The organism is Bacteroides neonati, from assembly GCF_000499785.1.
GTDB classification, from domain to species: Bacteria; Bacteroidota; Bacteroidia; order Bacteroidales; family Bacteroidaceae; genus Bacteroides; species Bacteroides neonati.
On record NZ_HG726023.1, the window covers coordinates 259,126 to 282,892 of the forward strand.

General features: G+C 46.6%; 14 protein-coding genes. 6 read left to right on the forward strand and 8 right to left on the reverse strand.

Features of this window, described 5'->3' with window-relative positions; genetic code table 11:
- Positions 1 to 142 precede the first annotated feature (142 nt).
- The 5 genes from TY03_RS13815 to TY03_RS23025 form a co-directional block, all read right to left on the reverse strand.
- Positions 143 to 925, reverse strand: a complete 783-nt coding sequence (locus tag TY03_RS13815) for a LytR/AlgR family response regulator transcription factor (protein ID WP_042370980.1) — start codon at positions 923 to 925, stop codon at positions 143 to 145.
- A complete protein-coding gene (locus TY03_RS13820) occupies positions 922 to 1,983 on the reverse strand; it encodes a sensor histidine kinase (protein ID WP_042370982.1) in 1,062 nt (353 codons plus the stop codon). The genes TY03_RS13815 and TY03_RS13820 overlap by 4 nt, the downstream gene beginning before the upstream one ends.
- A 13-nt stretch (positions 1,984 to 1,996) precedes the next feature.
- The gene (locus TY03_RS13825; protein WP_042371387.1) at positions 1,997 to 2,887 is read right to left on the reverse strand and encodes an efflux RND transporter periplasmic adaptor subunit; all 891 of its coding nucleotides are present in this window, start codon (positions 2,885 to 2,887) and stop codon (positions 1,997 to 1,999) included.
- Between the two features lie 19 nt (positions 2,888 to 2,906).
- A complete protein-coding gene (locus TY03_RS13830) occupies positions 2,907 to 7,217 on the reverse strand; it encodes a CusA/CzcA family heavy metal efflux RND transporter (protein WP_042370985.1) in 4,311 nt (1,436 codons plus the stop codon).
- A 148-nt stretch (positions 7,218 to 7,365) separates the two neighbouring features.
- Complete coding sequence (locus TY03_RS23025; RefSeq protein ID WP_262482520.1) at positions 7,366 to 7,491, reverse strand: hypothetical protein; 126 nt, start codon at positions 7,489 to 7,491, stop codon at positions 7,366 to 7,368.
- An 82-nt stretch (positions 7,492 to 7,573) separates the two neighbouring features.
- Here TY03_RS23025 and TY03_RS13835 point away from each other — a divergent pair, with 82 nt between their 5' ends.
- The 6 genes from TY03_RS13835 (at position 7,574) to TY03_RS13860 (ending at position 17,842) form a co-directional block, all read left to right on the forward strand.
- The gene (locus TY03_RS13835) at positions 7,574 to 8,158 is read left to right on the forward strand and encodes an RNA polymerase sigma-70 factor (protein ID WP_042370987.1); all 585 of its coding nucleotides are present in this window, start codon (positions 7,574 to 7,576) and stop codon (positions 8,156 to 8,158) included.
- A gap of 60 nt (positions 8,159 to 8,218) precedes the next feature.
- Positions 8,219 to 9,238, forward strand: a complete 1,020-nt coding sequence (locus TY03_RS13840; RefSeq protein ID WP_042370988.1) for a FecR family protein — start codon at positions 8,219 to 8,221, stop codon at positions 9,236 to 9,238.
- Between the two features lie 181 nt (positions 9,239 to 9,419).
- Positions 9,420 to 12,947 carry a TonB-dependent receptor gene (locus TY03_RS13845; protein WP_394330890.1) on the forward strand — a complete coding sequence of 1,176 codons (3,528 nt, stop codon included), beginning with the start codon at positions 9,420 to 9,422 and terminating at the stop codon, positions 12,945 to 12,947.
- A 22-nt stretch (positions 12,948 to 12,969) separates the two neighbouring features.
- A complete protein-coding gene (locus TY03_RS13850) occupies positions 12,970 to 14,895 on the forward strand; it encodes a RagB/SusD family nutrient uptake outer membrane protein (protein WP_042370990.1) in 1,926 nt (641 codons plus the stop codon).
- A 17-nt stretch (positions 14,896 to 14,912) separates the two neighbouring features.
- Positions 14,913 to 16,325: a sulfatase gene (locus TY03_RS13855; protein WP_042370992.1), complete on the forward strand. Its 1,413-nt coding sequence runs from the start codon at positions 14,913 to 14,915 to the stop codon at positions 16,323 to 16,325.
- A 65-nt stretch (positions 16,326 to 16,390) separates the two neighbouring features.
- Positions 16,391 to 17,842: an arylsulfatase gene (locus tag TY03_RS13860; RefSeq protein WP_042371391.1), complete on the forward strand. Its 1,452-nt coding sequence runs from the start codon at positions 16,391 to 16,393 to the stop codon at positions 17,840 to 17,842.
- A 150-nt stretch (positions 17,843 to 17,992) separates the two neighbouring features.
- Here the strand turns inward: TY03_RS13860 and TY03_RS13865 are convergent, their stop codons facing one another.
- Genes TY03_RS13865 through TY03_RS13875 form a run of 3 tightly spaced genes read right to left on the reverse strand, consistent with a single transcriptional unit; the run spans position 17,993 to position 23,714 of the window.
- Complete coding sequence (locus tag TY03_RS13865) at positions 17,993 to 18,829, reverse strand: hypothetical protein (protein WP_042370994.1); 837 nt, start codon at positions 18,827 to 18,829, stop codon at positions 17,993 to 17,995.
- A 22-nt stretch (positions 18,830 to 18,851) separates the two neighbouring features.
- Entirely contained in the window at positions 18,852 to 20,546 is a 1,695-nt protein-coding gene (locus tag TY03_RS13870) for a RagB/SusD family nutrient uptake outer membrane protein (protein ID WP_042370997.1), read from the reverse strand.
- A gap of 12 nt (positions 20,547 to 20,558) precedes the next feature.
- Positions 20,559 to 23,714 carry a SusC/RagA family TonB-linked outer membrane protein gene (locus tag TY03_RS13875; RefSeq protein ID WP_042370999.1) on the reverse strand — a complete coding sequence of 1,052 codons (3,156 nt, stop codon included), beginning with the start codon at positions 23,712 to 23,714 and terminating at the stop codon, positions 20,559 to 20,561.
- Between the last annotated feature and the right edge of the window lie 53 nt (positions 23,715 to 23,767).

The window sequence follows — 23,767 nt, forward strand, 5'->3', positions numbered from 1 at the left end:
AATCGAGCATGAAGGAACCTCTAAAAAAGTCGGTCGGCTTTTTGAAAAAGACGGTGGGATTTTTTTAAAAGCTGGCGATCTTTTCTGAAAAAGCCGCCGGCTTTTTTTAGAAAGACGAAGTCATTTTCTGCTGAATCTCTATTTACCTTACTGATGAGGAGAACCACTCTTTAAATTCGCCCACCCGCGCCTTACTTACCAGAATCTTTTCGGAGGGAGTAAAGTGGTGAAGGTTGACCGAGAGTCTGCCGTTGAACCACAAATCAATATCCTTGATTGCCTCGCGCGAAATAAGGTATTGACGGTTGACGCGGAAGAAGTGTGCCGGGTCCAGGCAATCGGTCAGTTCGTCCAGCGTTTGTGTAAAAGCGTATTCCGACCGATCGTTCAAAACCGCCTTCACCTGACAGCCACGAATGTAGAACAACCGGATCATCTCTACCGGAACCGGCAGCAACTTATCGCCTTTGACCGGTATGAGGAAGTGTGATTTAAAACTCTCTTTCTTGTTTAGCAACCGCATCAACTGCAACAATTCCTGTTCGTGCTGCGTGCCGCTGGGTGGAGAAGCGTGCAAATGCTCCAGTTTCTGCAAGGCATGTTCAATGTCTGCCTGCCCAATGGGTTTCAATAAATAGTCAATACTGTTTACCTTAAAAGCACGCAACGCATACTCATCATACGCCGTGGTAAAGATGATCGGGCAGGAGAGGGGGATGTGTTCGAATATCTCGAATGCCGATCCGTCTGCCAGGTGAATATCCATGAATAGGAGGTCGGGTAGCGGGTGTTCGGCAAACCATTCGAGCGTACCCGCCACGCTATCGATCACGGTTACAACTTCGGCTTCGGGTCGCACCTCGTTCAGCAGCGAAATCAAGTTGCGTACAGCCGCTCGTTCATCTTCAATAATGATTACCTTCATAGTTGTTCACGAATTAAGGGAATACGAACGGTAAAGTGCGTGTCCTCGGTTATTTGTATATCGCGATGCAGTAGTAGTTGGTATCGTTTGGCAAGATTCACCAATCCGATGCCTGTGCCCGAAGTAACAGTGCGCTTCGGTTGCAGCGGGTTGCTCACCACGATGTGTTCGTCGCTGTCGGTTGCAATACGGATTTTTAGCGGGTGCCGGCTGCCAATCTCGTTGTGCTTCACAGCATTCTCAATAAGCACCTGAATCGACATGGGCGGCAGGAAGTAACCGTCCAGTTTCTCGTCGATATCGACCTGTACCTGTAGGTTGTCCTCGAAGCGCATTTTGAGTAAGAAGAGATAGGCCGAGGTGAAGTTCATCTCTTCGCGCAGCGTAACGCTTTGCGATTCGTTGCCTTGCAGCGTATAGCGCAACACGCGCGACAGCTCTTGGATGTACTCCTGTGCCCGTTCCTGATTCTCCCGCACCAAAGAACGCAACGTATTGAGCGAGTTAAAGAGCATGTGCGGGTTCAGTTGATTCTTTAATACTTCGTATTGATTGAGAATATTCTCCGCCCGCAGTTGCTGGTTTTCGACCAACACCTGCTGTTGCCTGCTTACCAAATGGATGATGTAGCAACTGCCCGTAACGAGACACGACATGATGAAGTCGCGCAACGGATGCAGGTAATGGTGTACCATTGCATCAATGGCCGGTATGTTGAACGTTTTGTGCAGAAAAACAAACGTTTGTCCCAGCAGATTACTCAATACCCACATCAGTAGGAAGGAGAGCAGCACCTTCACCCACCCAATACGGTTGGAGCGGTTGAAGTGAAACACCTGCGTATTGATTGCAAACATCGCCAATAGTGAAAGGTAGGTGAAGAACACCTCGTTCAATACATCTATCAGTCGCATGCCCGGAAACAGGGTGTCGCCTTCGAACTGATCGAAGAGCGACATCGATTCGGGAAAGTGTATGAGAAGTGCCACTGCCAGCGAAATTACGATGGTAGAAAGCACATATCTGTCGGTCAGTAAAGCCGGAGTTCGTCGTTTCATACGGCAAAGATAACTATTTTTTTATACGCGCCGTCACATACATTCCCGGACGAAACTGTTGATGCGTATCATTGACCTGTGCATAGACCTCGAGCGATCGGCTCACTTCGTCTACCTTCTGCCCGATGGAGAGGATGGTAGCGTTGAAGGTCTGCTCGCCCATGCCGTTCACCCGGAACTCGACCGGGCTGCCTACGGTCATGTTGATCAAATCTTTTTCGTAGGTGGTGAGCTTCAGCAAGGGTGCGCTTTTGTCTATAATTTCGCAGAGTGCCTCGCCCGGATGAACGTATTTGCCCACGTTCATCGCCACGCTACCGGCGTATCCGCTGATGGGTGCTTTGATCTGCAATAAGGGCTGTATACCGCTGCTGCGCAACGTTTCGGTCGACACATTGAGTAGCGATAGCTGTGCTGCTGCTGCCTCTACACGACTCTTCATCGAGAGGTAGTCGGCTTTGCTTTGTTGGAACTTCTTTTGCGAAGCAGCCTGTTCGATCGACAAGGTTTTCTGTCGCTCGTACTCTGCCTTCAGGTATTCCGCTTGTGCGTAGCTATCCAGAAAGGTTTGTTGCAGAACGATGAATTCGGGATTCTCGAGGGTGGCCAGTACGGCTCCCTTTTGCACATACTGTCCCGGTAGGAGCGACGTGCTTTTCACCACACCGCTCAGCGTGAGTGCTACGGTGGCCAACCGTTGCGGTGGCAGTACGATGGTACCGTTGAACGATACCTGATTGGCTTTCGAGGTAGCCGAGGTCATGGCGTCTACACTCGCACTGTCGGCAGCTACGGGTAGTGTTTCGGGTTGAGTGCCGGGAGTAGCCGCAGGGGTGGCAGCTTCTTGGCGGTTGCCGCAAGCCACGAGGCTTAGCAACAGGATGGGAATCCATATCTTTCTCATATTAGTCTGTCTTTTATGCTTAGTTATATAATTCATATTCGAGTACGGCCACGTTGAACTGATACATTGTTTCAATGTATCCCCGACGGATGTCGCGAGCAGTGCTTACGGACTGTACAAATTCGGTAATGTTCGTTTCGCTATGCTTGAGGTGCAAGCGGGCTACCTTGATTAGCTCCTCGGCTTCGGGCAGGGCAGAGGTGGTGTACATACGCAGGCTTTCGTTGCAACGTCGCAGTGTGGCCGTCAGTTCGGTCACTTTGTTGTTCAGCTCGCGAATGTTGGCATCGGCCTGAATCGCCGCAGTCGAAGCGGCTATGCGGGCTTGCTTCACCTTACTCTTCTGTGGAACGAAGTAGAGTGGGAAGGAGACTCCTACCATCCATGCATTGAGGTTCTTCAACGGGAGGATGTCTTGGCGCGAATACCCAACCGACAGTTCGGGGAAGAAGCGGCTGCGTTCTACTTGCAGCAACGCTTTGGCCTCTGCCGCCTGACTGTTGAAGTAGCCGATGTGCGCAGCCGATGCCCCACCTGCCGAGAGGGGAGCGGCAAAGAGCACCTGTACCGAATCGTTTGGAATAATCGCTTCATCGGCATAGCAGCTCCAAGTGAAGCGGGTGAGAGCGATTCGCTCTTCCTCCTGTGCCTGATACAGACGGTTGTGCAGATCGGCCGCCAAGGTGGTAAGGATGTTTTTCTCGAGTAGCGTAATTTCGCCCTGATCGTAGCGCAGTTGTGCGATACGTTTCACCTGAGAGGCGAGCTCGTCCTGATCGGTGTACATGGAGCGCAGAGCGGAGGCGTACTGATAGTAAGCCCAAGCTCGTTTCACCTCGGCGGTTACCTCCTTTTTCACCAACTGTTGGTAGTAGGTGCCGGTGGCTACCTGTCGATTCACCAACGTGTTTTTGTAGAAGGGGGTCAGCAACGATCCCAAACTCTGTTCGAATGCCATTTCTTTGTCTTTCTTATTCTCGCCGTTTAGCTGTCCCCACGAATAGTTGAACGTAGTGGGAGTTGCTTCGACGATTTCGCCCCTGGTGGCACGCGCCTGACGGATGGCGGCTTCTGCTATTTTCAGTCTCGGATGGTTGCGGCAAGCCAGTTCAATGGCTTGATCGAGCGTAACCGGTGTCTGTGCAGAAAGAGCAGTGCCGCAGAGCAGCAGCGGGAGCATGATAAGCAGGCTCTTCTTTCTTTTCGGGCGGAAAAGAGGTTTCCAAGAGTTTACAATCCGGTAAAAGACCGGAAGGATGAGCAGGGTCAATAGAGTAGAGATAATCAACCCGCCGATCACGACGGTGGCCAGCGGACGTTGTACCTCTGCTCCGGCCGAAGTGGCGATAGCCATCGGTACGAAGCCGAGTGAAGCCACCAATCCGGTCAGGAATACGGGGCGTAGCAGGTGAGGAGTGCCTTGTGCGATAATTCGTCGGGTGGTCATGGCATATATAGATTGTTTGTGTAAGTCATTGAAATGATTAATCATGAGGATACCGTTGAGTACCGCCACACCGAACAAGGCAATGAAACCGACGCCTGCCGAGATGCTGAAGGGCAAGCCGCGCAGCCACAGGGCAAGTATACCGCCAATGAGTGATAGGGGAACGGTCGAGAAAACCATCAGTGTATAGGTTACATTCTTGAATGCGAAGAAGAGGATGAGCAGAATCAGCATCAAAGCCACCGGCACTACGATGAGCAGGGTTTGGATGGCATTTTGCAGGTTCTGAAACTGTCCGCCATACTCGAAGTAGTAACCCGGTTTTAGTTTGAGGTTCTCTTCCAGTGTTTGTTGAATACGGGATACGACTTGCTGAATATCCGCATCGCGCACGTTGACTCCGATCACAATGCGTCGCTTGGTCGCATCGCGGTTAATCTGCAACGGCCCGTTGACCAGATCAATGCTAGCCACCTCGCTGACCGGAATCTGTATCCCCTCGGTGGTGCGGATGAAGAGCTTGTCGAGGTTCAGATCGGCCGTCTTCTCTTGGTCGAGACGCACAACGAGGTCGAAGCGACGTTCGTTTTCAAACACCGTTCCGCTGGCTTCGCCGGCATAGGCTGTTCGGATCATGGTGTTCAGCTCCATGATGTTGATGCCGTAACGGGCTATCTTGTCGCGGTTGTACTTCACAACCAGTTGGGGAAGTCCCATGGTCTGCTCCACAATAACATCGGATGCACCGGGTATCTTCTCTACCAGCAAGGCCGCTTCGCGTGCTTTGTCGTACAGTTCTTGCGTATCTTCGCCGTATAGTTTCACGGCAATGTCGGCCTTGGCTCCCGTCATCAACTCGTTGAAACGTAGCTGAATGGGTTGCGAGAAGTTGAACTCTGCTCGTTTGGATAGTGGTTCGAGGGCTGCCTTCATCTTCTCTACCATCTCGGCACGGGTATCGGCAGAGGTCCACTCCTTGAACGGTTTCATCACAATCATCACATCGGCATCTTCTACCGCCATGGGGTCGGTAGGAACTTCGGCAGTACCGATCTTGGCAACGACGTGTTTGATCTCTGGGAAGGTTTCCATCAATGCCTGTTCGGCCAGATTTGAAACCTCGATGCTCTCGGTCAGCGAGCTACCTGCCGGAAGGGTCATCTGCATGGCGAAATCTCCTTCGTCGAGGGTAGGGATGAACTCGGCACCGAGTCGGGTAAAGAGTAGCAACGAACCAGCCAGCGCGGCGAACGAGATACCTACGGTTGTCCACTTAAAGCGCAGGCAGATGTTCAGTGCCCGTTGGTAAATACGGTTGAGGCCGGCAAAGAAGCGGTCGGCAAGCGTCTCTTTGACCTCTATCTTGTGTTTGAGAAAGAGCGAAGCCATCATCGGCACGTAGGTGAGCGATAAGATCAGTGCGCCGATGATACAGAATACCAATGTTTGAGCCATGGGGGTGAAGTATTTTCCTTCGATGCCTGTCAGCGTCAGTATGGGGAAGAATACGATCAGGATGATAAAGACGGCAAAGGTAGCCGAACGTACCACGCCCGAAGCGCCGCGCTCTACCTCCACATTCATCTCTTCCTTAGTTAATGTGCGTCCGCGCAGACGCTTACTATAGATATGTGCCAGAATACCTTCGACGATCACTATCGAACCGTCGACTACAATACCGAAGTCGATCGCACCAAGGCTCATCAGATTGGCCGACACACCGAACAGGCGCATCATAATAAAGGCAAACAACATGGCGAGCGGAATGACCGAAGCCACGATGAGACCCGCCCGCAGATTGCCCAAAAACAGAATCAATACGATGAAAACGATGATGGCACCTTCGATCAGGTTGAACACCACGGTCGAGATGTTGCGGTTGACCAACTCCGAGCGGTTAAGGTAAGGCTCAATGCTCACCCCCTCGGGCAGTAGTTTTTGTATCTTCTCCACCCGCTTTTCGAGTTCGGAGGTCACCACATTGGCATTGGCTCCTTTGAGCATCATGGCAATGCCGCCTACACATTCGCCCTTGCCGTCTTTGGTCATGGCACCGAAGCGTTTGGGCGATCCGAAGCGCACCTTGCCCACATCGCTGATGTGAACGGGAATACCGTTGCGGTTGGCTATCACAATCTGCTCTACGTCGTTCGTATTGGTAATCATACCTTCCGAACGGATGTAGTATGCTTTTTTACTCTTCTCGATATAACTTCCGCCGGTGTTCTGGTTGTTTTTACTCAACGCCTCGAACACCTCGCCGATGGTGATATTGAGCGAGAAGAGTGCATCGGGATCTACCGCTACTTCGTACTGTTTGAGGTTTCCGCCAAAGCTGTTGATTTCGACAATACCCGGAATACCGGATAGCTGTCTTTTGACAATCCAGTCTTGTATCGTGCGCAGCTCCATGGCATCGTACTTCTTCTCGTATCCCGGTGCTACTTCGAGCGTGTATTGATAAATCTCGCCCAAGCCTGTGGTGATGGGCATCATCTCCGGCATGCCCAGCTCGGGGGGTATCTCGCCCGCTACGGTCTGAATCTGCTCGTTGACCAACTGTCGGGCATCGAGTGTGGGCACTCCCTCCTTGAATACGACCGTAACCAGCGATAATCCGAAACGCGAAACGGAGCGTATCTCGGTTACATTCATGATATTGCTCATCGCAATTTCAATGGGGAAGGTAATTAACTGCTCCACCTCCTGCGGGGCGAGCGTGGGCGATGTGGTGACAATTTGCACCTGATTGTTCGTAATATCCGGCACGGCATCGATGGGTAGCGTCAGCATGGCATAGATACCCCCGATAAGCAGGAAGAGTGTGGTCAGTCCTACGAACAGTTTTTTCTGGATAGAAAAACGGACAATGGCTTTGAACATGGTTTTTCGGAGTGTTTAATGTTTTAATTACGGCGAAGGTAGAAAGAAACCCGGCAGACTGTACCCAAAGAGTGGTGAAGCAGCCAAAATGAGGGGTGAACTGACCGTATTGTACAATTATGTGTAAGCGCAGGAGAGTTTGTCGCTTTCAAAGGTTCGGACGATAAGCAGCAAAGGTTCCGACCATCGCAGGCAAAGGTTCCGATGATGCGGGGTGAATGGTGCGACCATATTGGGTTGAAAAAAAATCCTCTCCTGCGATAAGTCGCTTCATCGGAATTTGTTAATTCACAATCCTTCTTGCGGCAACCCCAAATTTTATAGTAAATTTGCATCAAACTAATAGAGACTTGTTAATGAAATCTGATACTATTGACCGCCTGTTTTGGCAAATATCGTTGCACGATGACGAATCTGCTTTTCAGCTGTTGTTCTCCGATTTCTTTGCGCCTTTGTGTTTCTTTGCCAATCGCTATATCAGTGACAGAGATGTATGCGAAGACCTTGTACAGGAGGTGTTTTATCAGACATGGAAAAACCGGAAAAAGATTCGTATTACCTCTTCTGCCCGCAACTATTTGGTTACTAACGTGAAAAATGCCTGTATTGATTATATGAGACGTCGCGACCTGGAAGATATTTATCGTGAGAAACAGGGCGTTACGATGGATGCTGAAAATGTTGATGATGAGGGTGTTTACGGTATTACCGAACTCGAAGAGATGTTGAATACGGCTCTTGCCAAATTGCCCGAAAATGTACGCCGCACCTTCGAAATGAGTCGGTTTGAAGATAAAACCTATCTTCAGATAGCCGACGAATGTGGCATGTCGGTAAAAACGGTAGAGGCCCATGTGAGCAGAGTACTCAAACTGTTGCGTACGGAACTGAAAGATTACCTGCCTTTTATTCTTACATATTTGTATAGCAGTATAAAATAAGTTAATACGCATAGGGAGTTTGTTGAATAATCAGTCTATATAACAAAAGAAACAACGATTGTGAACTCAGACACTAAACAAAATATAATCAAGCACCTGGAAGGTCGATTGTCTTCCGAGGAAAAGGCTGTTTTTGATGAAAAGTATTCCAAAGATACCGATTTCAAGAAAGAGGTGGACGACTATTCGTTCATCTGGCGGCAAACGGAATTGCTGAAACAACATAAGCAGTATCGTACTCAGGCGAATTGGCAGAAAGTCTCGGGACGAATCCATCGCGACAGGCTTCGAATACGGATATGGAACGTATCGCGTACGGTGGCAGCTATCCTGCTTCTTCCGTTGCTGGCCGCTACTGTTTATTTGTCTCTGTGGGGCTTGCCCTCGCAGGTGCATGAAGAGATACGCATCAGTTCAGCTTATGGATTGGTATCGCATGTAATTCTACCCGATAGTAGCGAAGTGTGGCTTAACTCAGGGTCTACATTAACCTATCCACGTGTTTTTGACGGAGAAGTTCGTCGGGTGAGTCTTTCGGGAGAAGCCTATTTCAAAGTAAAATCGGATACCGAACATCGTTTTGATGTAGCCGTTCCGAACCTGCTCACGGTAAGTGCCTACGGCACAGAATTTAATGTATCGGCCTATGATGACGACAATGTGGTAGAGACTGTTCTCGCCCAAGGGCATGTGGAACTTACGGCAGAAAGTCGAGTGCTGGCCGATCTGTGCGTGGGGCAGTCAGCCGTGTTGGAGCGTTCGGGTGATTTGAAACCGCTTATCTCCATGGTCAACATGGACGAAAAAGTGGGTTGGAAGGATGGAAAACTTATTTTCCGCCGCGCCGGTATAGAAGAGATAGCCAAGCGGCTGGCACGGCATTTCGGTGTTGAGTTTGAGTTGCGTGGAGACCGTTTGCGTGCCTATGAATATTCGGCTACATTCACTACCGAGTCGTTGACCGAAATTCTCTCTCTACTCGGAAAAGCATCGCCTTTGAACGTTCAAATCATTGAACCGAAAAAACAAAACGACCACTCTTATCCCCGGCGCAAGGTTATCTTATCTATTGGTCAATAACTGCTTTTTTTAGCCTTTTTTAGAAAAACTTGGATTTTTGGATAGGGTATTATTCCCCTTATTCGTCAAGTTAATGAATCTGTCAGAAATAGGTTCGTTAACTTTAATAGAGTAATTTATGAAAAAAGAAATGAAAACACATGGTTTGAAGCCTATGCAAGGTGGGTGCCGACAACTCTCGATGACGTTTCTACTACGTACATTGTTGTTTGTGACTCTCTTTCAATTGGGTACAATGGGGCTGTATGCCCAATCTCCTAAAATCACGTTGAATGCCGATAACGTAACGGTCGAAAATGCATTGATCGCTATTGAAAAGCAATCGGGCTATTCGTTTATTTACAATAGCAAACAGATTGACATAGACCGCAAGGTGTCGGTTCATGTAAAAGATAAATCGATAGAGTCTGTTCTTGCCGAACTATTTAATAATGGGCAGGTAACTTACTCCATTGATGCGAATAAGCGTATCGTGCTCACAAGTACAACTGTCGAAAAGCAACAGGATGCAAAGCAAACGACACAAGGCGGAAAGAAAATTCAAGGTATCGTAAAAGACCAGAACGGCGAAACGGTGATTGGTGCCAATGTTATTTTGCAGGGATACGAAGGGGTAGGAACGGTGACCGATCTGGACGGGCGTTTTTCACTCGTTGTGCCTGCCGATAAAGGTACGCTGCTGGTATCATTCATCGGATACCTGCCCAGTCAGGTATCCATAGCGCAAAAGCAAGACTTTGCAATTACGCTAAAAGAAGACCTGAAAATATTGGATGAAGTGGTGGTGGTTGGATACGGATCGCAAAAGAAAGCCAATTTAACCGGTTCGGTATCGTCTGTAAAGATGGACGAGGTGATTGGCAATCGCCCCATTCTGAATGCTGCCGACGCACTGCAAGGAACGGTGCCGGGCTTGCTGGTTTCTAATGGAGGCAACGATCCTGGAAAAAGTAAGTCGTTCCAGATTCGCGGCTCTTATTCGGTCGGAATAAAGAACAGTGATGGCTCTTATGGTAACACCATCAAGCCGTTGGTATTGATCGATAATGTGGAAGGGGATATTGATATGCTTAACCCCGAAGACATTGAAACCGTAACCGTGATGAAAGATGCAGCTTCGGCAGCCATTTATGGTTCGCGTGCTGCCGGTGGTGTTATTCTTATTACGACCAAGCGTCCCAAGGGAGCTACTCAGTTTCAACTGAACTACAATAATAATTTTGGTTTCGGACGCACTGTCAATCAGCCCAAGCAAGCACCGTTAAAAGAATACCTTCAGGCATATTCTGATGCTGCCGGTGATCAGTTCTGGACCATGGGCTCGCCAAGTGTTGGTAAGTGGTTGCAATACTTGGATCAGTACAAGAAAGATCCGTCGTCTCTGCAAACGTATGGAGATGGAATCTTTAAAGATACAGACGGAGCGGTGTACTATCTGAATGAAAAGGATGTGGTCGATAATATGCTTACCAATAGTTTTCAGATGACTCACAACCTTTCGGCTACGGGCGGTACGGAGAAATTGCGTTATCGCTTGTCCGGCGGGTTTGTGTCTAATGACGGTGTGTTGATTACTGACAAAGATAAATATGAAAGACTAAACGTCAGCGCATTTATATCGGCCGATGTGACTACCTGGTTTACTCAGGAGGCCACGTTAAGCTATGCCCATAGCCAGAAAACGCTCCCGTCATCGGCACTCGGAGCAGTATATTCTACCCGTTTGGCTTCATTTTATCCGGAAGGTACCATGCCTGCCGAGATATCGGAAGGGGCTGCCGGACTTCCATTCTTTACTCCTCGCAACCAGATTCTTTGGTCTAATGCATCTAAGGAGTTAAACGATAATCCGCGTATCTTCTTGAAATCAATTCTGAAGCCGTTTAAAGGATTCGAAGCTGCTTTTGAGTATACTTTTGATAAAAATGCATACGATTATCATTGGTATACCGGAAAAACAGCATACACCACCGTTCAGGGTGGAAAGGATACAACTCCCACCAACGACTACCTGAGAAAGAAAAAACAATATACCGACTACAATGCATTCAACATCTATGGTACGTATGATCTTACGTTGGGTAGCCATAAAATAAAATTGATGGCAGGTTTCAATCAGGAATCCAACTATGAGGAGTATATGGATGCTTATTCGTACGGACAGGCCTTTGTCGAGGTTCCGAGTATGGGAGCCGGAACATCTACTATCAAAGTAGCCGACAGCTATACCGAGTATGCTGTGCGTGGTGGCTTCTTTCGTACCAATTACAGCTATCAGGACAAATACTTGTTAGAGGTAAACGGACGCTACGACGGCTCTTCTAAATTTCCAAAGGATTCTCGTTTCGGTTTCTTCCCTTCCGTATCTGTAGGTTGGCAGGTAGCCGAGGAGAAATTCATGAAGGCAACCCGTAGCTGGTTGGATGGATTCAAACTTCGCGGATCTTACGGTATGATTGGTAACCAGAATGTTCCGGCATATTCGTTTATACCTACCATGAATATTGACAATAAGTACAATGGCTGGTTATCGAACAATACATACGTAACTGCTATTTCAAGCATCCCAGCATTGGTTAGCAACAGCTTTACCTGGGAGAAGGTGGGAACAACCGATTTTGGTGTCGATCTGACTTTGCTTAACAACCGGCTGAATGCTACCTTCGACTGGTATCAGCGTGACACCAAAGGAATGCTTGCCCCGGGTATGCAACTTCCGGCTTTGGTAGGTGCAGGTGCACCTTATCAAAATACAGCCGATATGCGGACAAGGGGCTGGGAGTTGAGTCTTAATTGGAGAGATCAAATAGGAAAAGTCAATTACCGGGTAGGTTTTAACTTATCCGACTATCAGTCGAAGATTGTCAAATACAATGACAATCAGTCGAAGATTCTGACCAGCACCCTGAGAAATCCGCAGACCGGAGGTACGTATGAGTTTTGGAACTTCTACGAAGGAAAGAATGTAGGCGAAATCTGGGGGTACGAAGCCGGTGACTTCTACACGGTAGATGATTTTGAGAATACAGCCAGTTGGGTACTGAAAGAAGGTGTTGTTAAGTTGGATGGCTATAATCCACGCCCCGGCGATTTGAAATTCAATAATTTACGCGACGATCAGAAGGGTACGAACCTGATTTCATCGGGGGATAATACGGTTGATAATCCGGGTGACCGCAAAATACTCGGTAATACGACCCCGCGCTATATGTATGGTATTACATTGGGAGGAAGCTACGGTGGCTTCGACCTCAATATCTTTATGCAGGGTACCGGAAAACGCGATGCATGGCTTGCCAACACATTGACTTTCCCCCTTTATTCGGACTTTAAGTTCATCCCACTCTATGAGGGATTGAGTGATTACTGGAAACCGGTCGATGCTGCCAATGGTGACTATACGGCCGTAAATCCGAATGCTAAATACCCTCGTCTGTATGGTAACTATGGAAATCAGGGATCGAATTATCGCCGTTCGGACAAGTTTTTATCTGATGCCTCTTACTTTCGCATCAAAAACATAACCGTTTCTTATAATGTACCCAAACAATGGGTCTCTAAACTATCTTTACGTCAAGTGAAAACATTTGTCAGCATCGAAAACCTGGCTACGTTCTCTTCGCTTCCCTCAGGTATTGATCCCGAAACATTAGAGTGGAACTATCCATCTTATCGCACGGTATCATTTGGTATTAACCTTACATTATAAACGACTAATACAGCTATCAAATATGAAAAAGATAATTATAAGCTTAGCCCTTTTAGGCTGTTTAGCCCTAACCGGCTGCAACGATAGCTTTCTGGAGAAATATCCGGTAACGGATCTTACCGAAGGAAATGCTTTTCAATCCTATGACAATTTCAAAACATTTACGTGGCCTTGCTATGAAGTGTTTGCCAACAAAACCATTGCTACATCATTAAGTGGTATAGGACAGGATTCACACTATCAGGGAGACAGATGGGCAGGATACCTGGAACATAAACAAGAAAGCGGATTCAATAAATATGCTTTCCAAACGGTGAGCAGCGTTGCTTCGGGCAATGGCTGGGAGTTTGACTATTTACGCCGTGTGAATATTATGTTATCGCATATCGACGCGTCGAATATGAATGAAGCTGAAAAGAATCATTGGAGAGCGGTAGGCTATTTCTTTCATTCGTATTGGTACATGGAGCTGATCGACCGTTTTGGCGACGTACCTTGGGTGGATAAGGTGTTGAATGAATCGTCGGAAGAGGCTTATGCCAAGCGTATGCCTCGTAAAGAAGTAGCAGATAAAGTGCTTGAACGATTGAAATGGGCAGAAGAGAATATAGGTAATTTTACCTCGATTGACGGAGCCAACACAATCAATCAGAATGTTGTGCGTGCAGCATTGTCACGCTTTACTTTGCGCGAAGCTACTTGGCGGAAATACCACGAACTCAATGACTATAATACTTATTTCGAAGAGTGCATTCGTGTTTCCCGATTATTGATGGCAAGTTATCCGACGCTATACTTAGGAACCGATGGTCAGCCGGCTGCCGGATACGGGGAGATGTGGACATCCGATGATCTGAGCAAAGTACCGGGTATTATTCTTTATAAGCAGTATGTGAAAGATATCAATCCGGCCGGCTACTGCTATATGGAGCATACCTCATCTCACAATATCGAGATGAATCAGGCAACGGTAGATCTTTATCTGATGAAAAATGGAAAGCCAATTAAGAACAACGCTTCTCAGTATTACGGCGATAAAGATATGTACGCTACGTTCCGAAACAGAGATCCTCGTTTGTATCATACGGTTATTCCACCTTACAAAGTAAAAGCGGGAAAGGGTGACTATCCAACTTGGTCGTATACGACCAATCCTGCCGATAGAGAGTACATCGACATTATGGGTGCTAATACCAGTTGTAGTAATCCGGGTATCGGAATGAAGCGTCTGCCCGGTCAGAACTGGTCGGCCTCGTTGGTTCCGGAAATTCCAAGATTAGGTACAGGAGCCTTTGTGACTTGTCGTTCGGGCTATTATGTTTGGAAGAACTGGAATAATTGGGAAACAAACTTCAACAACGGCTCTTTGAATGTGGCAGACAAACCTATTTTCAAGATAGAGGAGGTATTGTTGAATTATGCTGAAGCAATGTTCGAGACAGGTCAGTTTGACCAGTCAGTGGCGAATAGTACGATCAATAAATTGCGCAAGCGTGCCGGCATTGCGGATATGGTGCTGGCAGATATTGATGCTAATTTTGACCCCGAACGCGGTAAATATTATCCGAAAGGCAACACGACAGGTGTTTTGGTTGATCCGTTGTTGTGGGAAATTCGTCGCGAACGTATTATCGAATTGATGGGCGAGGGCTTTGGATTCTATGACGTGCGTCGTTGGAGAATGGCTCCATGGTTCGTCAATAAAACACAAAAAGGTTTATGGGTGCCCAAGTCGGTAGCCACAAAAGCCGGCTATACGTTGCTCAACGAATCGACCGGACTCTCCGATGGTGTAAACGGAAGCATGACAGAAGGATACCTGTTCTTATTCAATGATCCGGTGAAGGAAGGTAAAGGATGGATGGAAAAGTATTACCTATTCGAAGTACCTACTACCGAAATCGTATTGAACCCCGGATTGGCACCCAACAACCCCGGATGGGAATAATCTAATTAGAAAGAGAGATGAAACATTTATTCTTGCATGTACTAACCGGAGGAGTGGTGGTATGCTCACCCTTATACGCACAAAATAGACAACCCAACATTGTGTTTGTTATGGCCGATGATCTGGGGTGGAATGATCTTGGCATGACAGGTAGCGATTATTACGAAACTCCTCACATCGATAGACTGGCTTCGGAAGGTGCTTTTTTCGATAATGCCTATGCGGCGGCAGCCAACTCGGCACCGAGCCGTGCTTGCTTGATGACCGGACTTTATACCCCACGGCATGGAGTATACACGGTAAGTCCGTCTGCGCGTGGCGATAAGAGCAAACGAAAACTGATCCCTATTGAGAATAAGGAAGAGGTACGGACAGACTTCGTTACTTTGGGCGAAGCACTCCACCAGCAAGGATATGTTTGTGCCCATATCGGGAAATGGCATCTGGGCAGTGATCTCGATGGCAGCAAGACCGGTCCCCTGTCGCAAGGCTTTGATTACAACATAGCCGGCGACAGGGCGGGCTCGCCCTATTCCTATTTTTATCCTTATTGTGAGAAGGGAAAATGCCATTTAGGATTGGACAAAGGTACGGAGGGTGAATACCTGACAGATCGATTGACGGATGAGGCCATTAAATTTGTCAGCTTGCAAAAAGAGAAGCCCTTTTTCCTTTATATGGCACATCATGCGGTGCATACTCCCTTGAAAGCTCCGCAGGCTTTGATTGATAAGTATCAAAAGAAAGCGAAAGGGGTGCATCACACCAATCCGGTTTATGCTGCAATGGTAGAGAACCTGGATTGGAATGTCGGTCGATTGTGCCATGCGCTCGATTCGCTTGGCCTCTCTGAAAATACACTATTTGTCTTTTATTCTGATAATGGTGGTTCGGAACCCGTTACGGATAACTTTTCGCTCAGAGGTGGAAAGGGAATGCCTTATGAGGGTGGAATCAAGGTTCCGCTTATTCTGAAGTATCCCGGTAAGATAAAGCCTGGCACTGTTGTGGATGATTTGGTTACCGGAGTTGATTTTTATCCTACGTTGCTCACGTTGGCAGGAGGGATTCCGGCTGCCGGTCTCGATGGAGAGAATATCTTTAATCAGTCGTACAGTGAAACGTCAAAGCAGCGGGCACTTTATTGGCACTTTCCTGCCTATTTGGAAGGTTATCAAGGGATGGACGGCGCTTTTCGGGCCACTCCCCATTCCATCATCCGGCTCGGCGATTGGAAGCTGATTTATTATTATGAAGATCAATCGATGGAGCTTTTTTGCCTCAAAGAGGATCCGATGGAGAAAAATAATCAAGCCGTTTCACAACCGGAAAAGGCGAAAGAGTTATACGACAAACTATCTCGGTGGCTTAAAGAAACCCAAGCGGATATTCCTATTCAACTGAATCCCGATTATGGCGGCAGAAAGTGAAAATACGGAGACGATTCATTATTGTAATTAATTAAACTATGATCCATCTAAGAACGAAGAAAAGTATGAAGAATAAACCTTTATTAATTAGCGGAACGCTACTGTTGGGGCTATCTGTGTCCGGGCAAGTAGCTGCACAAAAGAAGAAAGTAGAAAAGAATGTAAAACCGAATGTTGTTTTTATATTGGCCGATGATTTGGGGTATGGCGACTTAGGTTGCTATGGACAAGAAAAGTTTGAGACTCCTAATATCGATAAACTGGCACAGGCAGGAATGCGGTTTACCCAATGCTATTCGGGCACTACTGTCAGTGCTCCTTCGCGTTCGTGTTTGCTAACAGGTACCCACAGTGGACATACCCCTATTCGTGGAAATGTAGAGTTGGAGCCTGAGGGACAGTTTCCGCTTCCGGCCGATACGCGCACTATTTTTCGTTCGTTTAAAGAAGCCGGTTATAAAACCGCTACGTTTGGAAAATGGGGATTGGGCTTTGTCGGATCTACAGGCGATCCGCTGAAGCAAGGTGTCGATCGTTTTTACGGATATAACTGCCAGTTGCTGGCGCATAGCTACTATCCCGATCATTTGTGGGACAATGACCAACGGGTCGAGCTGACTGATAATGTGGCTGAAGTTCCTTACGGACAAGGAACCTATTCGCAAGATCTCATTCACTCCAAAGCCTTAGACTTTTTGGATCATACAACTTCGGATGAACCGTTTTTTATGTTTTATCCTACTATTCTGCCGCATGCCGAGCTGATTGTTCCCGAAGACAGCATCATTCGTAAGTTTCGTGGAAAATATCCCGAAACTCCTTATAAGGGGGTAGATGATGGACCAGCCTTTCGCAAAGGAGGTTATTGTTCGCAAGTATATCCGCGAGCTACTTTTGCTGCGATGATCTATCGGTTGGATGTATACGTAGGGCAGCTTGTGCAAAAGTTAAAAGAGCGTGGGCTATACGATAATACAATGATCATTTTCACCAGCGACAATGGACCGCACCGAGAGGGGGGAGCCGATCCCGATTTCTTTAACAGCAATGGGATATGGCGCGGATACAAACGCGATTTATACGAAGGAGGTATTCGCGTGCCTATGATTGTTTCGTGGCCAAAGCGTATACCTGAGGGTGTTGAAACGAATCTGATGTGCTCCTTTTGGGACATGATGCCTACTTTTGAGGAGCTATTGAATCCCAAAGGTGTGAGCCAAAAACAAGATGGAATCAGTATTCTACCATTGTTGGAAAATCGCAAAGGACAAAAAGAGCATGATTATCTCTATTTTGAATTCATGGAAATGAATGGACGGCAAGCGGTGCGCCAAGGTGCGTGGAAACTTGTTCACCTGGATATCCGGGGTAAGAGTCCGTCTTACGAACTCTACAATTTAGCTTCCGATCCTTCCGAAAAACATGATCTGTCCGGTAAGTATCCGGAAAAAGTAAATGAATTGAAGGCTATTCTGCAGACAGCTCATGTTGAAGATCCGGCTTGGCCACTGTTTTAGCTCTCTTGAAGTATTAGGGAGTCTTATATACGTATGGCAAAAAGTTACTTTACCGTATATTCTTGTCTTGGATATTGTTCGTAATGTAGTATGTACTCCCATCTGTAGGGGCAGATGGGAGTACTTATACAAATGATTGAATATGTTAAGTTATTCCAGACTTTTGAAGCACCAGAAGTAAGCATTTTCCCAAACTCCTGTGCCGGCAGGTGCATAGGCTAAAATCATTTTTGTAGCCGATAGTGATATGATATCAAATGTGTAGACCTTATCATTCGTTTGGCTCGGATTAACTCCGAAAGGAATGGTTGCATCAAGAAATTGCAGTTCGCCGATTGAATAAAGAGATCCGTCGCCTTTCTTTTTGGTCTTACTCATATCAAACTTGAACGTACCTTTTTCGATGACTGTTCCATTCGCCTTTTTCTTAGTGAAGTTAGGGCCTCCGTTCAAATCGAATGTCATGACTTCTGTAATGTCTTGTTTAAAGTCTCCTGTTTGCATTGCCTCTGCCGAGAATACCCACCAAGCGGGTCCGCTACTGGCTAAGTAGCCACCTGCTCCGAAAATAATATCGGTAAGTGATGTGTAGTCCCAGCCCCAAGTCTTTCCGGAGATTTCATTACCGGCAAAGATAGCCCACTCGGGCGCTATCGGATGATCTAATTTAGATACTGTTATCTTACGGCTAGCATTTATTTGCCCACCGTTGCAAAAACCGTTGAACTTAATTTCAAGTTCGCCCAAGAAAGGAAAGATGACAGTGTCTTGTTCTTGAATAGATTGTCCCAATCCATAATCCCAGTAGGTGCCTACACCTTTGGTGTGGTTTGCAAAAACAATTTCGTTTCCACCTTCGGTGGTAGAGAATACTTCAAGTTTCAATTCACTTTCGGGCACGATACCTCCCAATTCTTTGTTGTCGACTACAGGTTCGCAAGCGCTTAGCGCGAGGATGGCAAGTAAACCGAATATCTGCTTTTTCATATTATTCTTTATTGGGTTACGATTAATAAATAATGCTACTACCTGTCCATCCCGGAGTTTGCGTCAGCACACCGTTGGACAGATCGATTTGCGTTTGTGGGATTTGTAAGAATCCACCTGTTTCTTCAATGCGTTTGGCAATATTGCCTACATTCATTTTCCCTTCTACCAGATTATTTTTAATGCTGACTCCATTCTGTTTAGAAAGTTCTTCGCCTGCAATGCCCCAACGAAGTATATCATAGTAGCGAATGGCCTCAAAGGCAAGTTCCCAATGGCGCTCATTGCGTAGTGCCTGAGTGCTGTAAGCAACAGCCGGAAGTCCGGCACGGGCGCGAACCAGGTTCAAGGGTATAGCGTCTTCTTTGAGCTCGGCTGCCATTAGCAATACATCGGCAAAGCGAAGCATAACGAGGTCTTGTGTATTGTTTAGCATATAGTCGGCTGGTGCACCATACATTAAATGACTATATCCGATAATGCTTTTATCTTCTTTGCGTGCGTTTACTGCAATGTATTTCTTTTGCCAATATCCAGTTTCCTCCCATTGTTTGTCGCCACCAAATTTATATCCGGCCAACCCTTCATTTGGGTTTTCTACATTCAGTATAGAAGCTTCGCGGCGTATGTCATTAGGTTCGGCTATACTCCATTCCTCCCATAAACGAGAGTTGGCAGGTCCGTATCCCCAACCTAAGCCAAAGGGATAAATGCCATCGGTTGGCTGCTCGCGAATGGAGAAGAATAGATTGGGACTGTTGTTGTAATCTGATGTTGGTCCCCAGTCGGCAGTTGCACCAAAATGAATGGCAAACATTGTTTCAGTATTGGCTCCCGCTTCGCCTACCCATGATAAATTGTTATCTATAGAGTATTTGTAACCTGGTTGAGTTAGTTTGTTACTATAAGGCCACAAGTTACGGAAGTCGGGCAGTAAAGCATGTCCACTATTGGCTATACAATCATCTAACTGTGCAATAACTTCTTGTTTGCTAATGCTCTTTCCGTTTGTTGAGGGCAATGCCTCTTTTTTATAATAACCGGTATAGAATAGATAAACGCGAGCGAGTAATCCTTGTGCTGCCCACTTCGTGGCATGTCCAAGCTGTGAGACGGGCATCTCTTGTATTTTCGTTGAAGGAAAATTGTCGATAGCTGTTTGCAAATCCGAAGCAATCAGTGCGTATAACTCATCTGGTGTGGCACGCGGGTTGTTGACGGGTGCGGTGGCTGTAATTAACGGCACTGTGCCAAATAACCGGCAGAGGTCGAAATAGAAATATGCCCGTAGAAAATGGGTCTCGGCAAGAATTTGTTTGCGTACCGCCTCACTCTCCCACGTAGTGATGTTTGTGATACTCTCGAGCAGCATATTGCATCTGAATATACCTTTATACGCATTTCTCCATGGGTCGGCAAACATATTATCGGCCGATTTTTTGAGTTGATTCACTGCCTGTGCTGCACGGTCATCCGGTCCGCCGCCACCCAAGCGATCATCAGATAAAATTTCGGAGGTAATAAAGAAACACTGCCCTTCTGCTCCGTCTGTGGTTTGTCGGAGCATGGTGTAAGCACCTGTTAATGCCATTTGTGCATCTTCTGTTGTGAGTGGGAAGTTTGAGTTGTCCTTCTTCGTGAGGTTTTCTGTGTCTAGAAAGCTTTCGCAACCAGACAGGATACATGCCGTGAGCATGCTTGCTATGATCTTTTTCATACTTATTGTCTATTAGAATTTTAAGTTTACACCGATGAGAAGTGTACGTGGGCTGGGATAGAACCCTAGGTCAATACCCGATACCCATCCTTGTCCCGATCCGTATCCGATTTCGGGATCCATTCCCGAATATTCGGTAATGGTGAAGAGGTTCTGTGCGGCTACATATAGACGAGCCTGTTGTAGTGGCATACCTTTGAAGAGTGTCTTGAAGTCGTATCCGATAGTCAGGTTCTGTAATTTGAGGTAATCGCCATCTTCAATGTAAATATCCGAGATGTATTGCCAGTTAGTGCTGGTAACTGAACTCAGTCGAGGAAGTTTATTCGACGTACCATCGCCGTGCCAACGGGCAAAGATGTCGGAGGTGTAGTTTTGTTTGGGAAGATCGGCAAATGAACGATATGACTTCGCTATTTGGTTACCAAACGCTCCGGATGCCGTAGCACTTAGATCAAATCCTTTGTAAGAAAGGTTGATACCCAAGCCAAGGTTAAAATCGGGATGCGGGTTACCAATCATGCCTTTATCCTTTTCGTCAATGGTTCCATTGCCATCGGCATCAACAAAGATGAGATCTCCCGGGCGGGTACCCGAAAGCATTGCACCTTTATAATTTTTAATCTGATCATCATTTTGAAAAACGCCGGCGGTTTCGTATCCCCAGAAGTAGCCGATGGGGTAACCTACTTGTGCACGGTACATTTCGTCGGTAGCATTACTTAAAATGTTAGGTGCTCCGTGAATGATACCTTCGGTATTGGCAATACGAGTTACCTCATTTTCATTGTGAGAGAGATTTACATTAAGTCCATAACGGAAATCGCCTATGTTGTCGTTCCAGTTTAGTGCAATTTCGAAACCTTTGTTGCGTACATCGCCACCATTGATGAAGGGAGCGGCTGCACCGTAACTATCAAGTATAGGAGCTTGTACCAACCAGTCTTTGGTTGTCTTAATGTAATAGTCGAAGGTAATACCTAAGCGATTATTCAACAGGCGTGCGTCGATACCAAGGTCGAATTGTTCGGACGTTTCCCAGGTCACATCTTTGTTTGGCAAAATGTCGGGAAATCCGCCTGAGGTAGGAGAACTCTTATCGGGTCCGAAGAAATAAGAGGCATTGGCAAACGAAATCGTTGATAAGTATTGGAATGGAAGAATGGCCTGATTACCGTTCTGTCCGAAGCTGGCGCGGAGCTTCAAAAAATCGAGTACTTCGCGGGTAGGCTCCATGAAAGCCTCTTCCGAAATAGCCCAACCGGCCGATACCGAAGGGAAATATCCCCAACGTTTGCCTCGCATGAAGTTAGATGAACCATCGGCGCGTAACACGGCTGTAGCCATGTATTTACTTTTATAGTCATAATTTACACGACCGAAAAATGAAGCGATAAGGCTTCTTTCCCACGGATAGCCTCTGAGTAAGCTACGTCCCGAGATAGCCCCGGTATTGCTGAGATATGCGTGCTTTAGGTCATTGAACTTACTGTTGAAGTTAGTTCCTTCCATTGATTCGCCCATACCACTTTTTTCAACTGCCTGACCAATCAATGCACTCAAGTTGTGATTGCCCAAATTGAACTGATAGCTGAGTGTGTTTTCCCATTGCCAATTGACACCAATACCCATACTTTGCGAGACAATACTTTCGGGACCTTTAAGGTTACTCGATAAATCATAAGCTGGAATGAACGAATGCGACGAGTTGCCCGCTAATAACAAGCCAAAGTTGCTTTTCAATAGCAAGTTCTTGATCGGTTGAATGGTAAGAAATATATTCGCCTTCATATTGTGGCTTTTAGTTGCATTCTGACCATGCGTATAGTCCATACGGGCTATCGGGTTGGCTTCGCGACTATCCCAAGGAATGGCATAATGATATTCGCCAGCTTCATTGCGCAAAGGCATAAAAGGGCTGGCGGTAAGTAGGCTGCGTATATCGTTCCACCAGATATCACCAATAGCGATACCGGCACGTTCGCTGTATGTATAAGAAAGGTTCTCGCCTACTTTGATAATGTCGAGATTATTTTTCTTGTAAAGCGTATGTTCCGTGTTTAAGCGAAAGGTATAGCGGCTGTAATTAGGCTCTACGGGTTTTCCCAAAACACCTTCCTGTGAAGTGTACGAGAGACCAATAGAATAAACCGACTGGTCTGTGCCCCCTATGATGTTAAGCGCATGGTTCTGAATAGGCGCATTTTCATTGCGTGCCTCTTCCATCCAGTTAGTACCGGTAAAGGTGCCATTGGCAATCTTGTCCCAGTTAGGTACCTCTTTTGCGAAGTTGTAACCGGGCAGTCCGTCCATCATTCGCGCTTCATTTTGAATAAGGGCGTACTCTTGTGCATTAAGTAAGTCGGGCATACGGTAAACGTTTTGTACGCCTACATAGCCGTCATACGAAATACTTGCTTTGCCTACTCTACCTTGTTTGGTCGTTACCAGTACTACTCCATTGGCTGCGCGCGATCCATAAATAGCAGCCGAAGCAGCATCTTTAAGTACATCAAACGATTCTATGTCGGCCGGATTGAGTGCATTGATATCGGCACCTGTTACTCCGTCGATAATGTAAAGCGGACCTGCATTACCAGTGGTTCCCAATCCGCGGATGGTTACTTTGAAACCTTCACCAGGCATACCCGAACTTTGTGTAATGTTTACACCTGGAGTTTGACTTTGCAAAGCGCCCAAGGCATTTACGGTATTTAGCTTTTGGATGTCATTTCCCTTAACCTGTACAGTAGCACCGGTGATGAGTTTTTTCTTCTGTACACCATAGCCAATAACGACCACTTCGTCTAATTGTTCGTTGTTCTCGCTTAGTAATACGTGTATATCGTTGGCTGCTTCTTTTACTTTGATCAATTTGTCGTTATAACCGATGTAGGAGAATAATAGATCGCAGGGAGCAGGAACGGTTAGCTCAAATACTCCGTCAATATTGGTGATGGTACCATTGGAAGTTCCTTTTTGTATTACATTGACACCAATAAGTGGTTCTTTATTGGATTCGGATAATACAATTCCTTTTATCTTGAAATTGCTCTGAGCCGATAGGTTAAGACAGAGCAGTAAGAGTAATGTACTGACCGTCCATCTTGGAATGTAAAAACGAAAACCTCCCCCATGAAGGAAGGCCGAGTTAAAAATTTCTCTCATAATGTTTTCTTTGTTTATTAGATTATCGTAAAAATTGATGAATTCGCTTATTC